This is a genomic window from Swaminathania salitolerans, assembly GCF_007988945.1.
GTDB lineage: Bacteria > Pseudomonadota > Alphaproteobacteria > Acetobacterales > Acetobacteraceae > Swaminathania > Swaminathania salitolerans.
The window spans coordinates 249,720-269,330 of sequence record NZ_BJVC01000002.1; the positions used below are offsets into that span (position 1 = coordinate 249,720).

14 protein-coding genes and 1 pseudogene are annotated in these 19,611 nt (G+C 62.3%); 11 read left to right on the forward strand and 4 right to left on the reverse strand.

The window, feature by feature from the left end; all coding sequences use genetic code 11:
- Window positions 1–12 precede the first annotated feature (12 nt).
- Window positions 13–961: pseudogene (locus SSA02_RS05230) on the reverse strand (IS630 family transposase).
- Between the two features lie 264 nt (window positions 962–1,225).
- Here SSA02_RS05230 and SSA02_RS05235 point away from each other — a divergent pair.
- Window positions 1,226–1,963: an SDR family oxidoreductase gene (locus tag SSA02_RS05235; protein WP_147092892.1), complete on the forward strand. Its 738-nt coding sequence runs from the start codon at window positions 1,226–1,228 to the stop codon at window positions 1,961–1,963.
- 256 nt (window positions 1,964–2,219) lie between these two features.
- Here the strand turns inward: SSA02_RS05235 and SSA02_RS05240 are convergent, their stop codons facing one another.
- Window positions 2,220–4,832 (reverse strand): DUF3772 domain-containing protein, encoded by a 2,613-nt coding sequence (locus SSA02_RS05240; RefSeq protein ID WP_147092893.1) that lies wholly within the window; start codon window positions 4,830–4,832, stop codon window positions 2,220–2,222.
- 92 nt (window positions 4,833–4,924) lie between these two features.
- Window positions 4,925–5,998 carry a quinone-dependent dihydroorotate dehydrogenase gene (locus tag SSA02_RS05245; RefSeq protein ID WP_147092894.1) on the reverse strand — a complete coding sequence of 358 codons (1,074 nt, stop codon included), beginning with the start codon at window positions 5,996–5,998 and terminating at the stop codon, window positions 4,925–4,927.
- 229 nt (window positions 5,999–6,227) lie between these two features.
- Here SSA02_RS05245 and SSA02_RS05250 point away from each other — a divergent pair, with 229 nt between their 5' ends.
- From SSA02_RS05250 to SSA02_RS05280, 7 genes are all read left to right on the forward strand, one after another.
- Complete coding sequence (locus SSA02_RS05250) at window positions 6,228–6,524, forward strand: hypothetical protein (protein WP_246103648.1); 297 nt, start codon at window positions 6,228–6,230, stop codon at window positions 6,522–6,524.
- A 384-nt stretch (window positions 6,525–6,908) separates the two neighbouring features.
- Window positions 6,909–8,744 carry a phosphomethylpyrimidine synthase ThiC gene (gene thiC / locus SSA02_RS05255; RefSeq protein WP_147093376.1) on the forward strand — a complete coding sequence of 612 codons (1,836 nt, stop codon included), beginning with the start codon at window positions 6,909–6,911 and terminating at the stop codon, window positions 8,742–8,744.
- Window positions 8,745–8,822: 78 nt separating this feature from the next.
- Entirely contained in the window at window positions 8,823–9,152 is a 330-nt protein-coding gene (locus SSA02_RS05260; RefSeq protein ID WP_147092895.1) for a DMT family transporter, read from the forward strand.
- Between the two features lie 394 nt (window positions 9,153–9,546).
- Complete coding sequence (locus SSA02_RS05265) at window positions 9,547–9,819, forward strand: hypothetical protein (protein ID WP_147092896.1); 273 nt, start codon at window positions 9,547–9,549, stop codon at window positions 9,817–9,819.
- Window positions 9,819–10,346 (forward strand): CvpA family protein, encoded by a 528-nt coding sequence (locus tag SSA02_RS05270; protein WP_147092897.1) that lies wholly within the window; start codon window positions 9,819–9,821, stop codon window positions 10,344–10,346. Before SSA02_RS05265 ends, SSA02_RS05270 begins: the two co-directional genes overlap by 1 nt.
- 55 nt (window positions 10,347–10,401) lie before the next feature.
- Window positions 10,402–11,829 carry an amidophosphoribosyltransferase gene (purF, locus tag SSA02_RS05275; protein ID WP_147092898.1) on the forward strand — a complete coding sequence of 476 codons (1,428 nt, stop codon included), beginning with the start codon at window positions 10,402–10,404 and terminating at the stop codon, window positions 11,827–11,829.
- Between the two features lie 168 nt (window positions 11,830–11,997).
- Window positions 11,998–12,777, forward strand: a complete 780-nt coding sequence (locus SSA02_RS05280) for an acetoin reductase (protein WP_147092899.1) — start codon at window positions 11,998–12,000, stop codon at window positions 12,775–12,777.
- Between the two features lie 9 nt (window positions 12,778–12,786).
- Here the strand turns inward: SSA02_RS05280 and SSA02_RS05285 are convergent, their stop codons facing one another.
- A complete protein-coding gene (locus SSA02_RS05285; protein WP_147092900.1) occupies window positions 12,787–13,500 on the reverse strand; it encodes a TetR/AcrR family transcriptional regulator in 714 nt (237 codons plus the stop codon).
- 211 nt (window positions 13,501–13,711) lie between these two features.
- Between SSA02_RS05285 and SSA02_RS05290 the strand changes: the two genes are divergently transcribed.
- Genes SSA02_RS05290 through SSA02_RS05300 form a run of 3 tightly spaced genes read left to right on the forward strand, consistent with a single transcriptional unit; the run spans window position 13,712 to window position 19,582 of the window.
- The gene (locus tag SSA02_RS05290; protein WP_147092901.1) at window positions 13,712–14,875 is read left to right on the forward strand and encodes an efflux RND transporter periplasmic adaptor subunit; all 1,164 of its coding nucleotides are present in this window, start codon (window positions 13,712–13,714) and stop codon (window positions 14,873–14,875) included.
- A 10-nt stretch (window positions 14,876–14,885) separates the two neighbouring features.
- Window positions 14,886–18,041, forward strand: a complete 3,156-nt coding sequence (locus tag SSA02_RS05295) for an efflux RND transporter permease subunit (RefSeq protein WP_147092902.1) — start codon at window positions 14,886–14,888, stop codon at window positions 18,039–18,041.
- Window positions 18,038–19,582: an efflux transporter outer membrane subunit gene (locus SSA02_RS05300; RefSeq protein ID WP_246103649.1), complete on the forward strand. Its 1,545-nt coding sequence runs from the start codon at window positions 18,038–18,040 to the stop codon at window positions 19,580–19,582. Before SSA02_RS05295 ends, SSA02_RS05300 begins: the two co-directional genes overlap by 4 nt.
- Window positions 19,583–19,611: the final 29 nt, after the last annotated feature.

Genomic DNA, 19,611 nt, shown 5'->3' on the forward strand with positions numbered 1-19,611 from the left:
AGCGTTTTCCTTTCAATCTGGCTTGTATCCAGCGGCGGTGAAGAAGTTGGCGCATTCTGCGGGCGCGACCTGATCGATGAGTTTGCCGATCCTGTCCCAAAGCCCGTCGCGGGTGCGTTCGGCGGCACGGCGGAGATGGGCCTTGAGTTTGGAAAACGCCATCTCGATCGGGTTGAAGTCCGGGCTGTAAGGCGGCAGAAACCGCAGGCTGGCTCCGGCGGCCTCGATCGCCGCCTGCACGCCCGGCCCCTTGTGCGAGCCGAGATTGTCCATGACGACGATGTCGCCGGGGCGCAGATCCGGCACGAGGACGCGTTCGACATTAGTCAGGAAGCTGCGGCCGTTGATCGGTCCATCCAGCACCATGGGCGCCACGATGCCGGTCAGCCGCAGTCCCGCGATGAACGTTGTGGTCTTCCAGTGCCCGTGCGGCACGGCGGATCGTAATCTCTGGCCCCGCCGACAGCGACCATGACGTCGCGCCATGTTGGTCGAGGCCCAGGTTTCATCAATGAAAACCAGTCGCTCGGGGTCGAGGTCGGGCTGGGTATCGAACCAGTCCTGTCTTCGCGTCAGGACATCCGGACGATCCTGCTCCGCCGCATGGGCGGACTTTTTTTTCCATGTGATCTGGTGGCGCGCGAAGAAGCGCCACAGCGTGCCAATTGCGAAATGGTGGCCATCCTCAGCCAGCTGGTTACGGATTTCGGCAAGGGTCAGGTCGTCCTGCGCCGCGATCAGGGCATAGATCCGGTCGGCCTGTGCTTCGATCCTGTGTGACAGCCGATCCCCACCGCGTGGCCTTGCTGCAGGGCTGCCAGTCGAAGCGGCCCGGGCCCATCAGCGAACGGCGCTCGCAGGGCCGACACCGGCGCTCGGCCGCCTGATGGCAGAACGTGCCCTTCGATACCACCTCAACCACACAGGAACGTAAATCGAGAAATAGCGTACGAGAGGATATCCAGCGCCGGCCTCCATCCCGGCCGTAATCTTGAAGCAGATCACACCCAGATTGGGAATCCCCAATGATTCAATAAGCAAAGAAAACGCTCTAACGCTGTGCAAAAGAATTTTCCTGAGTGCAGCCACGCGATTGTGTGTTTCTCATCTCATGAACACAGAACTTCGAGCGCGCTTCCAAGGAGGAAAGCAAGAAAAGACTGGGCTTATGGCGCTAAAAGGTTAGGATATATTGGAAAATATCTCGTGAGCAGGAGAGAAACGAGTGGCGAGATTTGACGGAAAGCGCGTTTTGATTACGGGTGGAACAAGCGGCATGGGGCTGGCAGGGGCACGCCGGATCGTCTCCGAAGGGGGAGAAGTCATTCTGACCGGTCTGCACGAAGAGAGGCTGCAGGCGGCTCGTGAGGAATTCGGGGATCGAGCCATCGTGGTGAAAATCGACTCTTCTGCCCCTGTGGCAACAGCACTCGACGACATCGTCAGGTCGACCGGCAACTTGAATGGACTGTGGCTCAATGCTGCGTTCGCGACGCTCGGGGCACTTGAGGATATAGGTGCGTCGCAATTCGATAAAATAATGGCGGCAAATGTACGGGGCCCAATGCTCCAACTGGCAGTGCTTTCGCCAAATCTGGCGCCAGGCGCGTCTGTCGTTTTGACCTCCTCCAGCTCGGCCTATGAAGGGGCGGCTGTCACCAGCCTTTACGCTGCAACGAAAGGCGCCATCATCGCCATGGCGCGCTCCTGGGCCACAGCCATGGCGCCACGCGGAATTCGCGTGAACGTACTCGTTCCCGGCCCGATCGAGACAAATTTTCGAAGCTTTCTCCCTGACGAAGCACGTAGAGGGTTTGAGGACTTCGTGATCAATAACGTCCCCATGAGGCGGGCAGGTACGGCTGAAGAGGCCGCTGCCGTCGCGCTCTTTCTTTTATCGGATGACTCATCATATGTGACAGGAAGCCAATACGCAGTCGATGGGGGGCTCATCGGGTATTAGGGGTCGGCCCGTATCCAGCCCAGCCGGAGGCTCGGCCTCTCCCGCATGAGGGTCATTCCGCCCGAGGCCGGAAATGGTCCTCATGCAGGAGAGGGAAGCGCTTGTCCCAGGCGATCCGGTTCCGGATGTCCGGCTTTCCGGATCGCCTTCCTGCCCTCGGCCGGGACAACCCCCCCGGAGCAGCGCCCCCGGGTCATCCCGGCTGCTTTCACCGGGAAGGCGGATCAATCCCCTGGCCATTGAAGTGGCGTCAGCCTCAGCCGCAGCGCCCCAGTTCGATACCGATACTGTGCAGTACACGATAGGCGTCGAGCATGATCGCATTCGTGACGCCACCGACATCCCTCACCGAAGAGACCTTTGCAGAGAGGGCGAGCGTGATGCCCGTATCGGTGATGGCCGAGATCGCCACGCCGGGCGGCGGGTCCTGCATGATGTCCTCACGGCCTTTCATCATTTCCATCAGGGCAAGCTGCGCCTTCGTTGCATCCGCACGCGGAGAAATGGTGACGGTCGCAGATGCGGCGGAGAGAGATGTTCCGAGTGTCGCATTGCGCACGGCAGAGGTGATGAACTGCGAGTTCGGGACGATCATGGTCGATCCGTCTCCAAGCCCGATCTCGGTGGAACGCACGCTGATGCGTTTCACATCGCCCTTTACCGCGCCCAGCTCGATCAGATCGCCGACGCGTATGGGGCGTTCCGCCAGAAGAATGACGCCGGATACGAAATTCTGCACGATCGACTGGAGACCGAACCCGATCCCGACCGAAAGGGCGCTGACGACCCAGGTCAGGTTCTTCACCGTAACTCCAGCCTCGGAGAGAACGAGCAGGAATACGAGGATCCAGGCGACATAGCTGAAGATGTTGAGGATCGAACTCCGCGCGCCGATATCGAGACTGGTCGTGGGGAAGAGCCGGTTCTCGAGCCAGAGCCGGAAGGCACGGATCGCATAATACGCAACGACGAGGATCGCGATGCAGAACACCGCCGTATTGAGCGAGAACTGGATCCCGTTGATCGTCTGACCGATGAACAACCCGCGCACATGATCCGCGATGACCGGAAGCGCCAGGGAACCGCCCGAGAGCAGGACGGCCCCGAAGACGATGATGAGCGCGATGTTGACGATGCCGGAAGACAGAACCCCGAACTGCGCCACGCGGTTCGCATGGACACCGAGCCGCGCCATGCGCCGCGTCACGGGTGAATCGTGCGAGAAACAGCGCGTCGTGAACTCCTTGACGGCCAGCGCCACAAGCAGGAGCGCGGCCAGGCTGACCGAAACCGATACGACCCAGACGACGAGCGCGAAAGCGAAGGCGATATAGCCGATGGCGATCGCGATCCAGCTGATCGCCATCACGAGGCAGCCAAGACCGTAGATGGCGGGAGCCATCCGCGCATCGGTTCCACGAGACAGACGCCGGCACAGCCCAAGGAACAGAAGGGTCACGACCACCACGAAAAGCGCCTCGATCAGCCGCCGCGACGTGACGGGAAACGCGTTCTCCTGGCTGATCAGGATCAGGACACTCTGGGCGAGGACGATCAGGGCGACGCACCAGTCGACACCCCAGAGCGCGCGCGCCGAGCGCTGCGACGCGCCATCGACCGCGGTGACGCGGCTGAGTGTCGGCAGACCCGCCCCGAGAATGAAGCCGCAAAGCGGCATGATCCCGCCAAGCCCTTCCATGAACGCAGGACTGCGCCCTGCGCCAAGGCCGAGCACGGCCGCCATGAGCAGCCACAAGGCGAAGGCGACCAGTCCGCTGATGAGCCCGGCAAGGGTGACGGGAATGAACGAGCGATGCGTCGCGTCGGGAGCGTGTCCGGTGAGGCGCGCGACGATGCGACGCTCGGCCTTTTTCAGGAGGCCGAGGAGGGGGTGGGCAATCAGTGCGGTAAGCGCGAACGCACCCGCAAGAACGGCGATGAGAACGGGCCAGCGATAGAAGACCCCGGAGTAACCGTTATCGACGGGTGGCGCGGCCGTACGACGGATATCGGGCAATTCACCGGCGACGTCGCGCCAGAACGTCACACCCAGAGGGGAGGGCATGCGCTCGGCGAGCAGCGCCTTCTGGGAGGTCACGCCACGGCGCTGGATTTCCATCTGCATCTGCTTCGCCTGAAGCCCGAGCAGACGCCCCTGGGTGACGGTCGACTTGATATCCTGCAAGGCCGCCTGGATACGCTTGCGCTGCGCTGCGATCGCATCGCTTTCTCCCTCCACCGGCTTTGCGCCGATGATGTCGAGATAGCTCTCATAGACAGTCTGGTAGGACGACGCCTGACTCTGCACGGACTGCGCCGTGGCCGAAACCGAATCCGTCTGGTCCGAGAGAGAGGCCATCGCCTCGCTTCCGAGGACGACATCCGTCCGGTTGAGCTGTCCATAGACATAACCGAGCTTGCCTTGCGCGGCCCGTATCTGCCGGTCGAGGGCCGGGGAAAGCGTTTTCCATCCGTAGCCGTCACCGGAAACAGAGGGCAGACCGGGCGATGCTTTCGCCGTCTGCCCGGTCTTCATCGGTAGGGTGTCTTTCGTCTGCCGGGCAGCGCCGGAGCCAGTCGAGCCTGCCCCAGAGGAGGAGGGAGCGGCAGAAGCAGGCACTGAGGCTGGCGCCGGGGCAGCGAGAGACCCGCGCGGGCTTGCATATCCGGCCACGATGAGTGCGAGAAAAAGCGCCCGGAAAAGAGCGACCGGAGAGAACACGCGCCTCGCGCCGGATCGTCCGGGGCCGGTTGGGGTGTCGTGTTCGCGCATGGGGATGAATTCGCAAGTCGTTTCCGGACCTGTCTCGATCGTGCTGTCTATGATCGCCTCCCGTCTTGAGGAATGGTGATGCTGCGGTATCGGCATGCGTGCCTGTTCGTGGATGCAAACGGTCGTAACCGGGGTCCGGTTTTCCCGCCTCGCCCGACCTTGCGCGGGCTTCCGGCCCGTATCCGGCTTCAGGGTGCGAGATCGGCCACCGTCTCGGCCCCGATACGACGCATCTCATGCAGCAGCTCTCTCTTGATCTGCTGCACCAGGGCAGGACCGTGATAGATGAGCGCCGTATAGAGCTGCACCATCGAAGCTCCGGCGCGAAGTCGCTGCAAGACATCGAAGCCGCTCTCGATGCCGCCGCAGGAAATGACGGCAAGACGGCGATCGACCAGAGGCACGATACGATCGAGCATGACGATCGCGCGCTGAGCCAGCGGCCTGCCCGAAAGCCCGCCTGCTTCTGCCGCATGAACCGACCGCAGGGAGGGCGGACGTGCGAGGGTGGTGTTGCTGACGATCAGGCCTGCCGCACCGCCCTCGACTGCTGCCTCCACGATATCGGGCAACGCATCCGGGTCGAGATCCGGGGCCAGTTTGACCGCGAGCGGCGGATGGTCGGGATTGACGTCGAGGATGGCGTCGAGGATCGCACGCAGGCTCGTCGCGCTCTGGAGGTCGCGCAATCCGGGCGTGTTCGGGGAAGAGAGATTGATCGTGATGTAATCTGCCCAGGGCGAAACCTGCGCGACGAGTGCGGGATAATCCTCAAGCGGCCGGGCGCCGGTCTTGTTGATGCCGAGATTGACGCCAATCGGCACCCCGTTCGGGCGGGCGCGACGCGCCTCGAGCGTGCGATAGCGGATGAGGTTGCGGGTGAAGGCCTCGATCCCGCAACCGTTGAAGCCCATGCGATTGATGATCGCGCGATCTTCGCTCAGCCTGAACAGGCGAGGGGCCGGATTGCCGGGCTGGGGGCGTGGCGTCACCGTGCCGCATTCGACATGGCCGAAGCCGAGGCGTGCCAGTGCACCCGGGACGCGGGCGTTCTTGTCGAACCCGGCACCGAGACCGACCGGATTCGGAAAACGCAGCCCCATGCATCGTGTGGCGAGCGCGGGATCGTCTTTACGCGATCCGGGGCGCGATCCGGGAGCCAAGCCGAGCGCGAGCGCCTTTATGGCGGCTTCATGGGCCGTTTCCGGGTCGAGAGAATGGAACAGGGCTGTGCCGAGTCTGGCGAAAGGCGAAAGGGACATGTACGATCCTGAACGATGATGCGCTGCGTTCTCTACACCGAACCGCATCGCTTGGTGAACGTCCCATTCATCCGGTTATCGATCCCGCTCGAAGCCTGCCGGGCCGCTCGCCACGCTTCGCAAGAGTTTCGTTGCAGCAGTTGCCGTTCGTCCCGAAGCTGTGGAAAGACGGGTACGGCCAGTCACGTCATCCTGAAAAAACCCACCCGCCAGCTCCGGAGTGCCGACCATGTGGGACGAACCCTATCTCGAGACCTGTTGTCGCTCGACCCTTCATCGCGTTCTCCTGTGCGAAGGGACAGGCCGCCCCCAGGGGCTGCGCGACCAGCCATGCCTCGAAAGGCTGCAATCCATGGGGTTCGTTACCCTCGAAGCGGATGGCCGCTTTCATATCACCCCGGCCGGACTCAACCGGCACGATCAGGAAATCGGCCAGCTCAAGCCGATGAGCGCCCGTGCCAGTCGTCATCGCGCGGTTCGTCACCGGGCCGATCGCCGCAGCGGGACCGATCGTAACGGGCTCTGACTGCCTTGCGGGGGCTGACCGCCTGAAGCTCCTGCGGGACAGGCGTTGACAGCGAGGCGACAAGCCGCAAGAGTGACCGATACCAGGGGGGGCCTCGACAAGGGGCTGAGAGGCTGATCGCGATGTCATCGCAGCGCAGCGACCCTTTCGTCCCGATACGGGACGGAGAACCTGATCCGGTTCGTACCGGCGTAGGGATTGGTGTGGCAGGCCTCGCTGTTCCCGACGCCCGTCCATCCTGCTCTTGCGCTGTCGGACACCACTCCACGCCGCAAGGGGAGACATGTGATGGACGACTCAACGCTTTCCACCGCTTCGAACACCAGCCTTCAGAACGAAACCACCACCGACACGGCCCCGCAGGGGCGCGGCGCGACGGGAACCATGGCCCGCGACCGGGCGCCCGCTCATGGCCAGGTCACGACCGGGCCGATCGAAGGATCGCGCAAGACGGTTTCCCATCCGCCGGGCAGGGCGGACATAACGGTTCCCTTCCGCGAGATCGACCTCGATCCGAGCGCCAACGAGCCTCCTGTCAGGGTTTACGATACGTCGGGTCCCTATACGATCGCGGGGTATCACGCCGATGTGGCCCGCGGCCTGCCCGATCTGCGCAAGCCCTGGCTCTCCGGGCGCGGTTTCCGCCAGGTGACCGAGAAGCGGGCCGTGAAACCGGAAGATAACGGCTATGCCAGCGAATCCCAGGCAGTGCCGCATTGTCCCGCGCCACATGAGGTTCTGGACGGTGATGCCGCTCCCCTCGTGACCCAGTATGAATTCGCCCGGGCGGGCATCATCACCGAGGAGATGATCTTCGTCGCCCATCGCGAAAATCTGGGCCGGAGCGCGATGGTCGAGGGTGCGGAAGCCCGCCGGGCCGATGGAGAGGATTTCGGAGCCGAGATCCCGGCATTCATCACACCCGAATTCGTGCGGTCCGAAATTGCCGCCGGCCGGGCCATCATACCGGCCAATATCAATCATCCCGAACTCGAACCAATGATCATCGGCCGGAATTTCCTGGTGAAGATCAACGCCAATATCGGCAATTCGGCGGTGACCTCCTCGGCCGCGGAAGAGGTGGAGAAACTCGTCTGGTCCATCCGCTGGGGTGCGGATACGGTGATGGACCTTTCCACTGGGCGAAACATCCACAACATACGCGACTGGATCCTGCGCAACGCCCCCGTGCCGATCGGTACCGTCCCGCTCTATCAGGCGCTCGAGAAGGTGGGCGGCATCGCCGAGAAACTCACGTGGGAAATCTACCGCGATACGCTCATCGAGCAGGCGGAGCAGGGGGTCGATTACTTCACGATCCATGCCGGGGTTCGGCTCGCTCATGTGCCCCTGACGGCAAGTCGCACGACCGGGATCGTCTCGCGCGGCGGCTCGATCATGGCGGCCTGGTGCCTCGCGCATCACCGCGAGAACTTTCTCTACGAACATTTCGAGGATATCTGCGACATCATGCGTCGCTACGATATCTCCTTCTCCCTCGGAGACGGATTGCGGCCCGGTTCGATCGCGGATGCCAACGATGCCGCCCAGTTCGCGGAACTCGAGACCCTGGGCGAGCTCGCCCGCGTCGCCTGGTCGAAGGGCTGTCAGGTCATGATCGAAGGGCCGGGACATGTCCCGATGCACAAGATCAGGGTCAACATGACCAAGCAGCTGAAGGAGTGCGGTGAAGCGCCGTTCTATACGCTCGGCCCGCTGACGACCGATATCGCACCCGGCTACGATCACATTACCTCCGGCATAGGGGCTGCGATGATCGGCTGGTACGGCTGCGCGATGCTCTGCTACGTGACCCCGAAGGAGCATCTCGGCCTGCCGGACCGCTCTGACGTCAAAGTCGGGGTGATCACCTACAAGATCGCGGCCCATGCCGCGGATCTTGCGAAAGGCCATCCTGCTGCGCAGATCCGGGACGACGCGATCTCGCGCGCGCGCTTCGAGTTCCGCTGGCAGGATCAGTTCAATCTCGCGCTCGATCCCGACACGGCACGCAGCTATCATGACGAGACCCTTCCGAAGGAGGCTCACAAGACCGCGCATTTCTGTTCCATGTGCGGTCCGAAATTCTGCTCCATGAAGATCAGCCACGATATCCGCAAGAATGCCGAGCGCGAGGAGGGGATGGCGCGCATGAAGACCAGCTTCCGGGACAAGGGCGGCAAGGTCTATATCGAGGCGGAGGATATCGAGCGGGTCTGAGTTCTTTACGTCGCAGGGCCGAAGCTGTAGGGAAGCGGCTCCCGCCGCCTTCGGCCCGGCCCTGCACTGGTTGACGTGATGACGTATCTCTTTCTCGCCATTGCCATCGTGACCGAAGTTTTCGCGACGACAATGCTCAAGATGTCGGACAGCTTTACCCGGCCCCTCCCGGGTCTGCTCAGCGTGTGCGGCTATTCCCTGTCCTTTTTCGCGCTGTCCTTCGCGCTTCGGGTCATGTCCACCGGTGTCGCCTATGCAATCTGGTCCGGAGTGGGGATCGTGCTTATCTCGGCAATCAGCTGGGTGGTTTTCCGGCAGGCTCTGGATGCACCGGCCATGATCGGGCTCGGTCTCATCATCGCCGGTGTCGTCGTGGTCAATCTTTTCTCTCATACGGTTTCGCATTGACCCGCCTGACGGATCGCCCGGACGGCCCGGCGCGACATCGCGGCCCGAGGGTTCGCCTCCTATTCTCTGATTAAAAATCGTTAAATTAACGAATCACTCAGCAGAACTGTTGACCATGCTCGCGACGTATCCATATGCCGTCAGTATGAAGGACAGTTCGGTGAAGCCGCATATACTCGACCGTCTCCCCGAACGCAGACAACCGGACCAGGCGCTGCGCAAACCGGCGGCGTCGGGCGAAAACCGCGATCCCACAACGGACGGGAAAGACGCTTCTGTCCGGAATGCGTCGGGCGCGAAGGGGCACGTGAGGGGGGACGCAAACCCGGCGGATCCCGGACCCGATACGTCTGCGCGCCAAGCATCAACGCAACAGACATCACTGCAACAGGATTTGGCGCAGCAGGCATTGGCGCATGAGGCGATACGCTGTACGACACTCTATGTGAGCGACCAGCCCGATCTTCTGGTCACGCATAGTGCGGCCTTTCTCGACGCGCTGGTCGATCTCTGGGTTGCGCGGGAGATCGATGTGTCCGATATCTGGCGCGAAATCGATCATCGTACTCAGCTCGGGAACCTGCTCACGCAGCTCAACAAAGACATGCCAGCGCCTCAGGCAAAACCGCGAAAATTCTGGCGTCCCTCATCGACCAAACTGCCCTGATGAGCGAAAACGTGGATATCGTCGCGCTCGTCGTTCTGGGCGCGTCCGCCCTCTGGGGTGGCGCCCGGGGTTTCGCGAGGGAAATCTTCAGTCTGATCTCCTGGGTCGGGGCGTTTCTGCTCGCCGCCCGCGTCGCTCCGCTGATGACGCCATGGTTCGAGGCGCATTTGCATGAATCCCACGCCGGAACCGCCCTTTCCTATGTCGTGGCCTTCATCGTTCTGCTGCTGGTGCTTTCCTCCATCGGATTGCGCTTTGCCGCCGCCCTGCGCGGCATTCTCGATGGCGGGATCGACCGACTTCTCGGCCTGGTCTTCGGGCTGGCGCGCGGTTACATCCTCCTCGTCGTGCTCTTTCTCGCGCTGGTTTCCACCATGGGACACATGATCGCGCGCGAGGCGATCGCAGGGAGCAGGGTCGCTCCCTATATCGAGAGCGGAGTGCAGCTCCTGCAGGAGTTCGCCCCGCGACTTTCGCAACTTCGTCTTGCCTTGCCGCCCGCAACAGGTCATGACGCTGCGTTCTGATCGCCTTCGTCCCTGTACGCCCTTGCGTCCTCATCTCCAGGAGCGCCGCCCGACCATGACTTCCACCACCAGAGAGACCTCCGGCCGCCCCTATGAGGAATGCGGCGTCGTCGGCATTTGGGGCGCACCCGATGCGGCGGCGCTCGCCGCGCTCGGGCTGCATGCCCTCCAGCATCGCGGTCAGGAAGCCGCCGGCATCGTCACCCATGACGGCGAACGCTTCTGGCAGCACAAGGGCCTCGGCCTCGTCGGCGACGTGTTCAGCGATGCGCGCATGATGGGAACCCTCAAGGGCAAGTCGGCCATCGGTCATAACCGCTACGCTACGACTGGCGGCACATTGTTGCGCAATGTCCAGCCTCTCTATGCGGATTTCGAGTTCGGCGGCCTCGCCGTGGCTCATAACGGCAATCTGACCAATGCCGCGACGCTCCGGCGCGCTCTGGTCAAACGCGGCTGCCTTTTCCAGTCCACCACGGATACCGAGGTCTTCGTTCATCTGATCGCGATCTCGCTCTACGCCACGGTGCTCGAGCGCCTCGTCGATGCGGCAAAGCAGGTCAAGGGCGCCTATTCGGTGGTCGCGCTGACGCCCGATTTCCTGATCGGACTACGCGATCCCCTCGGCGTCCGTCCGCTCATCCTGGGGCGTGTTGCCGATGGTGGCTGGATGCTCGCGAGCGAGACCTGCGCGCTCGATATTGTCGGCGCGGAGTTCGTACGGAATGTCGAGCCGGGAGAGATGGTCATCATCGACGATGAGGGCATCCGCTCGCTGCGCCCCTTCGGCAAGACGAGCCCGCGCTTTTGCGTGTTCGAGTACATCTATTTCGCCCGCCCCGATTCCATCCTCGAAGACCATTCCGTCTATGAGGCCCGCAAGCAGATCGGCGTCGAGCTCGCGCGCGAAAGCGGGGTCGAGGCCGACGTCATCGTTCCGGTGCCCGATTCCGGTGTTCCCTCGGCCATGGGATATGCGGCAGAAAGCGGGATCCCCTTCGAGATGGGGATCATCCGCAATCATTATGTCGGCCGGACCTTCATCGAGCCCACGGACCAGATCAGAAATCTGGGCGTCCGGATGAAGCATTCGGCGAATGCGCCGGCGCTCAGGGGGAAACGCGTGGTTCTGGTGGATGACTCGATCGTTCGGGGCACCACGTCGCGCAAGATCGTCGATATGGTTCGCGCGGCAGGCGCGACCGAGGTCCATATGCGGATCAGCTCTCCACCGACGCGGCATCCGTGCTTCTACGGGATCGATACCCCCGAGGAGAGCCAGCTTCTCGCCGCGACGCACTCGGTCGCGCAGATGGCCGAAGCCATCGGCGTCGATTCGCTCGCCTTCATCTCGTTCGACGGGCTTTATCGCGCGCTCGGTCATGACGACCGCGCCGATGCCGAAGGACGCTATTGCGACGCCTGCTTCACCGGCGATTACCCGATCGAACTCGTCGACAAGGAAGGCCATCTCGTCTCCTGACCGCAGGCATGGCGCCACCGGTCGCACGCCTTGCCTTGCCTGACCCGGAGGGCAGGCAAGGCGCTGCGCTCACGCTGTTATGATGGGATCCCCGCTGGACGGGCCCATTCCGGTTGGAGAACACTCCCCGCACCTGGCTTCGGAGGGCAGAAAGGGGAGGGCGTTCTGATGAAACTCCAAGGAAAGACCGTTCTGGTCACAGGTGCCGCGCAGGGTATAGGGCGCGGCATAGCGCTGCGCCTTGCACGCGACGGAGCGAATATCGCCCTCCTCGACCTCAACAGGGAAAAGCTCGAAACGGTCCGTGAGGAGACGGAGGCTCTGGGCCGCAAGGCATGTGTCATCACGGCCGATGTCAGCAAACGCGACGAAATCCGTGCCGCCGTCGATCGGGCCGAGAGCGCGCTCGGCGGTTTCGATGTCATGATCAACAATGCGGGCATCGCTCAGGTAAACCCGATCGCGTCGGTCACGGAAAGCGAGGTCGATCGCATCCTCGACGTGAATATCAAGAGTGTGATCTGGGGGATGCAGGCGGCAGCTGCGAAATTCATCGCGCGCGGACACAAGGGAAAGATCATCAATGCCTGTTCCATCGCGGGACATGAGGGTTTCGCGATGCTCGGTGTCTATTCGGCCACGAAATTCGCCGTGCGCGGTCTCACGCAAGCCGCAGCCCGCGAATATGCGGGCGCCGGCATCACGGTGAATGCCTATTGCCCCGGGATCGTCGGCACGGATATGTGGCTCGAGATCGACGCCCGTTTCGCAGAGCTGACCGGAAGCGGGAAGGGCGAGACCTACAGGAAATATGTCGATGGGATCGCCCTCGGACGCGCCCAGACAGCCGATGACGTCGCGGCCCTCGTCGCCTTCCTCAGCAGTGAGGAGTCCGATTACATCACGGGTCAGTCCATCCTCACCGATGGCGGTCTCGTCTATCGGTGAAGCCTTGCTTCAGGACTGCGCAACCGCTGCGCAGCACGACCCGGCCTGTCCCGCTCCGACAAGAAAACTGCGAACGGCGCGCGGGATATAGTCCGGGTTGTCCCGCCAGTAATTCACGGGCCTGCAATGGGTGAGCTCGCACAGCATCAGCGTGGCGAGCGCGCTGCCATAGAGCATGTCCGACGCCTCTTCGATATCGTCGACCCGGATCCTGCCCTCGTCCCTCAGCCGGGTGAGCCAGATCTTGAGAGGAAAAGGCTCGCTCGCACTGGAAAAGAACTCCCGTACGAAGCGGCTGACTTCCGGGTTGCGCGAAACCTCCGCGATCACGACACGGATGAGATTGAGGCGCTTTTCCTCCATCATGGCATCGCGGAGGGCCTCCAGACCGAAGATGAGCTGCGCCTCGACCGTTTCGCCCTGAAGCCTGAGATCGCGCAGCTCGGACAGCAGGAGCCTGTCCTTGAGCAGGAGCTCGACCATCTCCTGCTTGGACGCGAACATATGGTAGAGCGTCTTTTTCGACATGTTGGAACAGCGCGCGATGCGGTCCATGGAAGCTCCGCTGTAACCGTGCTGCTGGAGCACGATCTCCGCGGCATCGAAAATCCGCTCGCGCCGCTCCTCTTCCGCAAGAACGGGCGGACGCCCGCATTGACGCCGCGCGTCGCAGGGACGCTCCCCCTTCCGGGTGGATGGGGGGAAGGATTCTCTAGTTGACATCGTATTGCGAAAAACCGCTCTTGAACTTCATCCGATCCGTTGACCGGATTTCGGAAACCGTATAGTTCCCTACGCATAAGAAACTCAAGGGTTTCCGAAAGTCTTTTTCGGATTGCCTGTCCCCGTAGCTTTCGGGCTCAACCCAGTCGTCAGTTTGGATAGCGCCAGCATGCGAGTTCGCCCCTCCCATTTTCTGCATTCCCGGTGGAGTATGAGAAGCACGACCAGTCTTTCGCTCAAGGTCATTCCCCTGGCCCTGCTCACGCTCGATCTCGGCGGCTGCAAACACGAAAACAAGGCGCAGCAACCTCCGCCGCAGCAGGTCGGGGTCGTGACGATTCATCCCCACGCGCTCAAGACGAGCACATCCCTGCCGGGACGGGTCGAGGCCTTCGAACAGGCGCAGATCCGGCCGCAGGTCGGCGGACTCATACTAAAGCGCTGTTTCGAGCAGGGAACCGACGTCAAGGCCGGGCAGCTCCTTTATGTGATCAATCCGGCGCCCTTCAAGGCAAGCTACGATCAGGCCCGTGCGCAGCTGCTTCATGCCAGGGCTGCGTCCCTGAGCATCAAGGCGCAGCTCGAACGCTATCGTCCTCTGGCCGCGGCTCATGCTGTCAGCAAACAGGACTATGACAATACCCTTTCTTCCGCACGACAGGCGGAAGCGGATATCGCCCAGGCCCAGGCCAATCTGGACAGCGCCAAGGTCAATCTCGACTGGACACAGGTGCGTTCGCCCATCGACGGCCGTATCGGACGCATGCTCGTGACCCCGGGCACGCTGGTCACGGCTGGGCAGACGACGGCGATCGCGACGGTGACACGGATGGACCCGATCTATGTCGACGTGAATCTCGCAACCAGCGACATGCTCCGTCTGAGACGGGAAATGGCCAGCGGCAAGCTGGAGAAGGTCGAGGGCAATGCCGCCTCTGTCGGGCTTACGCTCGAGGATGGCAGTCATTACGACATCCCCGGCAAGCTGAGGCTGACCGAGGTCACCGTCGACCCAGCGACCGGCACGATGGTCGTGCGCGCCGAGTTCCCCAATCCCGACAAGCTCCTGATGCCCGGCATGTATGTTCATGCAGAGATCGCCGAGGGCGTCGATCCCAAGGCGGTGACGATTCCCCAGCAGGCGCTGCAGAGGGATTCGAAGGGCGATCCCTTCGTCTACACGGTGGACAAGGACGACAAGGTTGCGGTTCGCATGGTCCAGCTCGATCATGCGGTCGGAAGCGAGTGGGTGCTTTTCAGCGGATTGAACGAGGGTGACCGGGTCATCTTCAACGGCATCCAGAAGGCCCACCCGGGCGCGAAGGTCAAACCGGTCGAGAAGACCGAAGACGCCAAGCCCGCGCACGCAGGATAAGAGTTTCTCCATGTCTCGTTTTTTCATCGACAGGCCGATCTTCGCGTGGGTCATAGGCCTGATCATCATGCTTGTGGGCGGCGTCGCCATCTTCAGCATGCCGATCGCGCAATATCCGTCGATCGCTCCGCCGCAGATCGCCATCACGGTCGATTATCCGGGGGCTTCGGCCGAGACCGTGAACAACACGACCGTGCGGCCGATCCTGCAGCAGATGTACGGTCTCGATCATCTCGAATATCTCTCTGCCTCCTCCTACGGCAGCGGGCATATGGAGATCGATCTGACCTTCGCCCAGGGCACGAATCCCGACATCGCCCAGGTCCAGGTGCAGAACAAGCTGCAGCTGGCCCAGCCGCGCCTGCCGACGGAAGTCGTCAATCAGGGGCTGAGCGTGACCAAGGCGGTCAAGAACTTCATGCTCGTGATCGCCTTCATCTCCACCGATAACAGCATGTCGGGTCAGGACATCTCCGACTATGTCGCCTCGAACATCTCCGATCCGCTCTCGCGGGTTTCGGGCGTGGGCGATCACACGCTGTTCGGCTCCGAATATGCGATGCGCATCTGGATGGACCCTGGAAAACTCTACAAATACGCGCTGAATGTCAGCGACGTGCAGTCAGCGATCCAGCAGCAGAACATCCAGGTTTCCTCCGGCGAACTCGGCGGCCTCCCTGCCACCAAGGAAATCGGTTTCGATGCGACGATCATCGGTCCGACGCGTCTCAGCGAGCCGGAACAGTTCGAGAAAATCGTGCTCAAGGTGCAGCCGGACGGATCGCAGGTGCATCTCCGCGATGTCGCCCGGGTGGAACTTGGCGCGCAGAACTACAACCTGACGTCGTTCTATAACAATCTGCCGACGGTCGGTATGGCGCTCAAGCTTGCGCCCGGAGCCAACCAGCTCACGACCGAGAGCGCGGTCCGCGCCAAGATTGCCGAACTCGAGAAATTCTATCCCCAGGGCCTCAAGACCGTCTATCCGCTCGATACGGAGCCCTTCATCACCCTGTCGATCAAGGAAGTCGTCATCACCCTGCTCGAGGCGATCGCGCTCGTCTTCGTCGTGATGCTGATCTTCCTGCAGAATTTCCGCGCAACGCTCATCCCGACGATCGCCGTGCCCGTCGTGCTTCTGGGCACGTTCGGCGTGCTCTCCGCATTCGGCTATTCGATCAACACGCTGACCATGCTCGCCATGGTGCTCGCGGTCGGGCTTCTCGTCGACGATGCGATCGTCGTGGTCGAGAACGTCGAGCGCGTCATGAGCGAGAAACACCTCTCGCCCAAGGAAGCGTCACGCCAGTCGATGGACGAGATCTCCGGTGCGCTCGTGGGTATCGTTCTGGTGCTGACGGCGGTCTTCCTGCCAATGGCGGCATTCAGCGGCTCGACCGGCGTCATCTACCGTCAGTTCTCGATCACGATCTGCGCGGCGATGTGGCTGTCGGTCCTCGTCGCGATGGTCATGACGCCGGCGCTTTGCGGCTCGATGCTCAAGCCCACCCACAAGAAACACGAGCGCGGCCCGATCGCCTGGTTCAATCGCTCCTTCGATCGACTGACCCACGGATATCTGCGCGGGGTCAAGTTCCTCGTCCGTGGGCGGGTGATCAGCATGATCCTGTTTCTCGCCTTCACGGCGGGGGCGGTCTTCCTGTTCGCCCGTGTGCCCACCGGCTTCCTTCCCGATGAGGATCAGGGAATCATCTTCGGTCAGGTCACGATGCATCCCGGAGCCACGGCAGCCCAGACTGCTGCCGTCAATCGCAAGATTTCCGATTACGTCATGAACACCTACGGAGATATCGCGGAATCGGTGTTCTCGATGAACGGGTTCAACTTCGCGGGGCAGGGGCAGAGCGCCGGCGCGTTCTTCGTGCGCCTCAAACCCTGGGACGAACGCCCGGGCTATGAAAACACCACCATGTCCGTCGCCGGCAAGATCATGAAGCATTTCTGGATGGACCCGGACGCCATCATCTATGCGATCAATCCTCCGGCCGTCATGGAGCTCGGCAATGCGACCGGTTTCGACGTCGAGCTGCAGGATGCGGGCCATCTCGGACACAAGGCCCTGCTTGACGCGCGGAACAAGGTGCTTTCGGAAGCGGCGAAAAACCCGCATCTCCAGGCGGTTCGTCCCATGGGTCTGGAAGATCAGCCCCAGTTCCATCTCGATATCGATCGCGAACGCGCCAATGCGCAAGGCGTGACCAATGCCGAGATCAACACCACCATCCAGGGTGCATTCGGTTCCATCTACGTCAACCAGTTCATGCGCAGCGACCGCGTCAAGCAGGTCTATATCGAGGGCGAGGCCAGCGCACGCATGACGCCGGAAGACCTGAACAAATGGTATATCCGGAACACCACAGGAACCATGGTGCCCTTCAATTCCTTCGCGACCGGAAACTGGATCGTCGGTCCCCAGAAGGTCGAGGATTATAACGGCCTCAATGCGTTCGAGCTCCAGGGACAGCCGGCACCGGGAACGAGTTCCGGCGAGGCGATGAAGGAGATGGAAAAGATCATGAATGCCCTGCCGAAAGGCATCGGATATTCATGGACCGGGCTGTCCTTCGAGCAGGTCGCATCGAGCGGCTCGACGGGGCCGCTCTACGCTCTCGCCGCCATCGTCATCCTTCTCTGTCTGGCGGCCTTGTACGAGAGCTGGGCGATTCCGCTTGCCGTGCTCATGGTTCTTCCGCTCGGGGTTCTGGGCGCAATCGGTGCCACGCTCCTGCGCGGTCTCGACAATGACGTGTATTTCCAGGTCGGCCTCCTCACCACGGTGGGCCTGTCGGTCAAGAATGCCATCCTCATCGTGGAATTCGCCAAGGAGTTCTTCGAACATGGCGACAGCCTCGAGGACGCCGTTCTCAAGGCCGGTCGCGAGCGTCTGCGCCCGATCCTGATGACCTCCATCGCCTTTGTCTGCGGTGTCTTTCCGCTTGCCATCGCGACCGGTGCAGGCTCGGCCGCCCGTGTGGCCATCGGAACATGCGTGGTGGGCGGCATGGTTTCGGCAACGTTGCTGGCCGTCTATTTCGTTCCCGTCTTCTTCGTCGTGATCCTGCGTCTGTTCCGCGTCACCCGCGTGAAGGATCGCAAGGACCCCTATGAAAAGACCGCCCCAGCATCCGAGGGAGAAGGCGCATGAAGATCCTCAAGCGCACGCGGCTCGCAGGAGGCCTGATGGCCTTCACGATGCTCGCATCCTGCAACCTCGCTCCGAAATATCATCGCCCCGCCCAGCCGGTGCAGAATGCCTATCCTGCCAATTCCGGCGTCACGCGCCCCCTGCGGGGTCAGGCTGCGGCGGATATAGGCTGGGAGCATTTCTTCACCGATGCCCGCTTGCGCGCCCTGATCGATCTCGCCTTGCGCAACAACCGGGATCTGCGCAGTCAGGCTGCCGCGATCATGGAGGCGCAGGGCAGCTACGAGGTGCAACATGCGTCGCTCTTCCCGCCGATCGGCGTGACGGGTCAGTCGCAATATTTCGCCCCCTCGGAAACGGCCGGCTATTCCTTCGCGCCGGGTCTGGGGCGCAATGTGTCGCTCCTGCGCTTCTACAATCTCGGGATCGGCTTCTCGTCCTATGAGATCGATCTGTTCGGACGGATCCGCAATCTCTCGCGCCAGCAGGCGGAAGAGATGCTCGGCTCGAGGCTGAATGCCCAATCCGTCCTGATCAGCACGGTCTCGCAGGTTGCCAACACCTATCTGCAATGGCTCGCCGATCGCGAGCTGGTCCGGGTAACGCAGGATACCCTGTCTTCGCAGCAGGACACGCTGCGCCTGACCCGCCTCAAATACGAGCACGGCGAAGCCGACGCCCTGACCCTGCATCAGGCCGAGACGCAGGTGGAGCAGGCCGCCAACAACAAGGCGCAGTACGAGCGGCAGATGGCGCAGGACGAGCATCAGCTTCAGCTTCTCGTCGGCGCCCCGCTTCCGGACACGCTCCCGGCTCCGGCGCCTTTCGGCGCGCAGACGATGCTTGCGAATCTGCCTGCCGGGCTGCCTTCCGACCTCATCGCACGCCGGCCCGACATCCAGGCAGCCGAGCATAATCTCAAGGCGGCAAACGCCAATATCGGCGCAGCGCGTGCGGCGTTCTTCCCGCGTGTGATGCTCACGGCTCAGGAAGGGGTAAGCAGCCTCCAGTTCCGCCATCTCTTTACGCCGGGCGCTCAAACCTGGTCGGCCTCGCCCAATATCACCCTGCCTATCTTCACATGGGGGCAGAACGCCGGAAATCTCAGGATCTCCAAGGCACGGCGTGCGCAGCAGATCGCGACGTACGAAAAAGCGGTCCAGACCGCCTTCAAGGAGGTCTCCGACGCGCTGACCGCACGCGAGACCTATCTCGCTCAGGATACGCATCTGAATGCGCTGGTGCATTCATCCCGTCAGGCCTACGATCTTGCGCGCATGCGCTACGATTCTGGCATCGATCCCTATCTGACGACCCTGACGCAGCAGCGCAGCCTCTATGAGGCGCAGCAGGGGCTGATCGTGGTGCAGCTGGCTCGATACCAGAATCTCGTGACGCTCTACCGGGCGCTCGGCGGTGGCTGGAGTGCAAGGGATGTCGTTGCCGATGCTGCCGGAAAGGCGCAGGGACCGGAGGGCACCCGCACGTCATCCGGACAATCCGGCATGGATGGAGCCTCCCTTGGCGCACGCAAGGGATAGGCGGCCCAGCCGACAGGAGAAGGAGCACA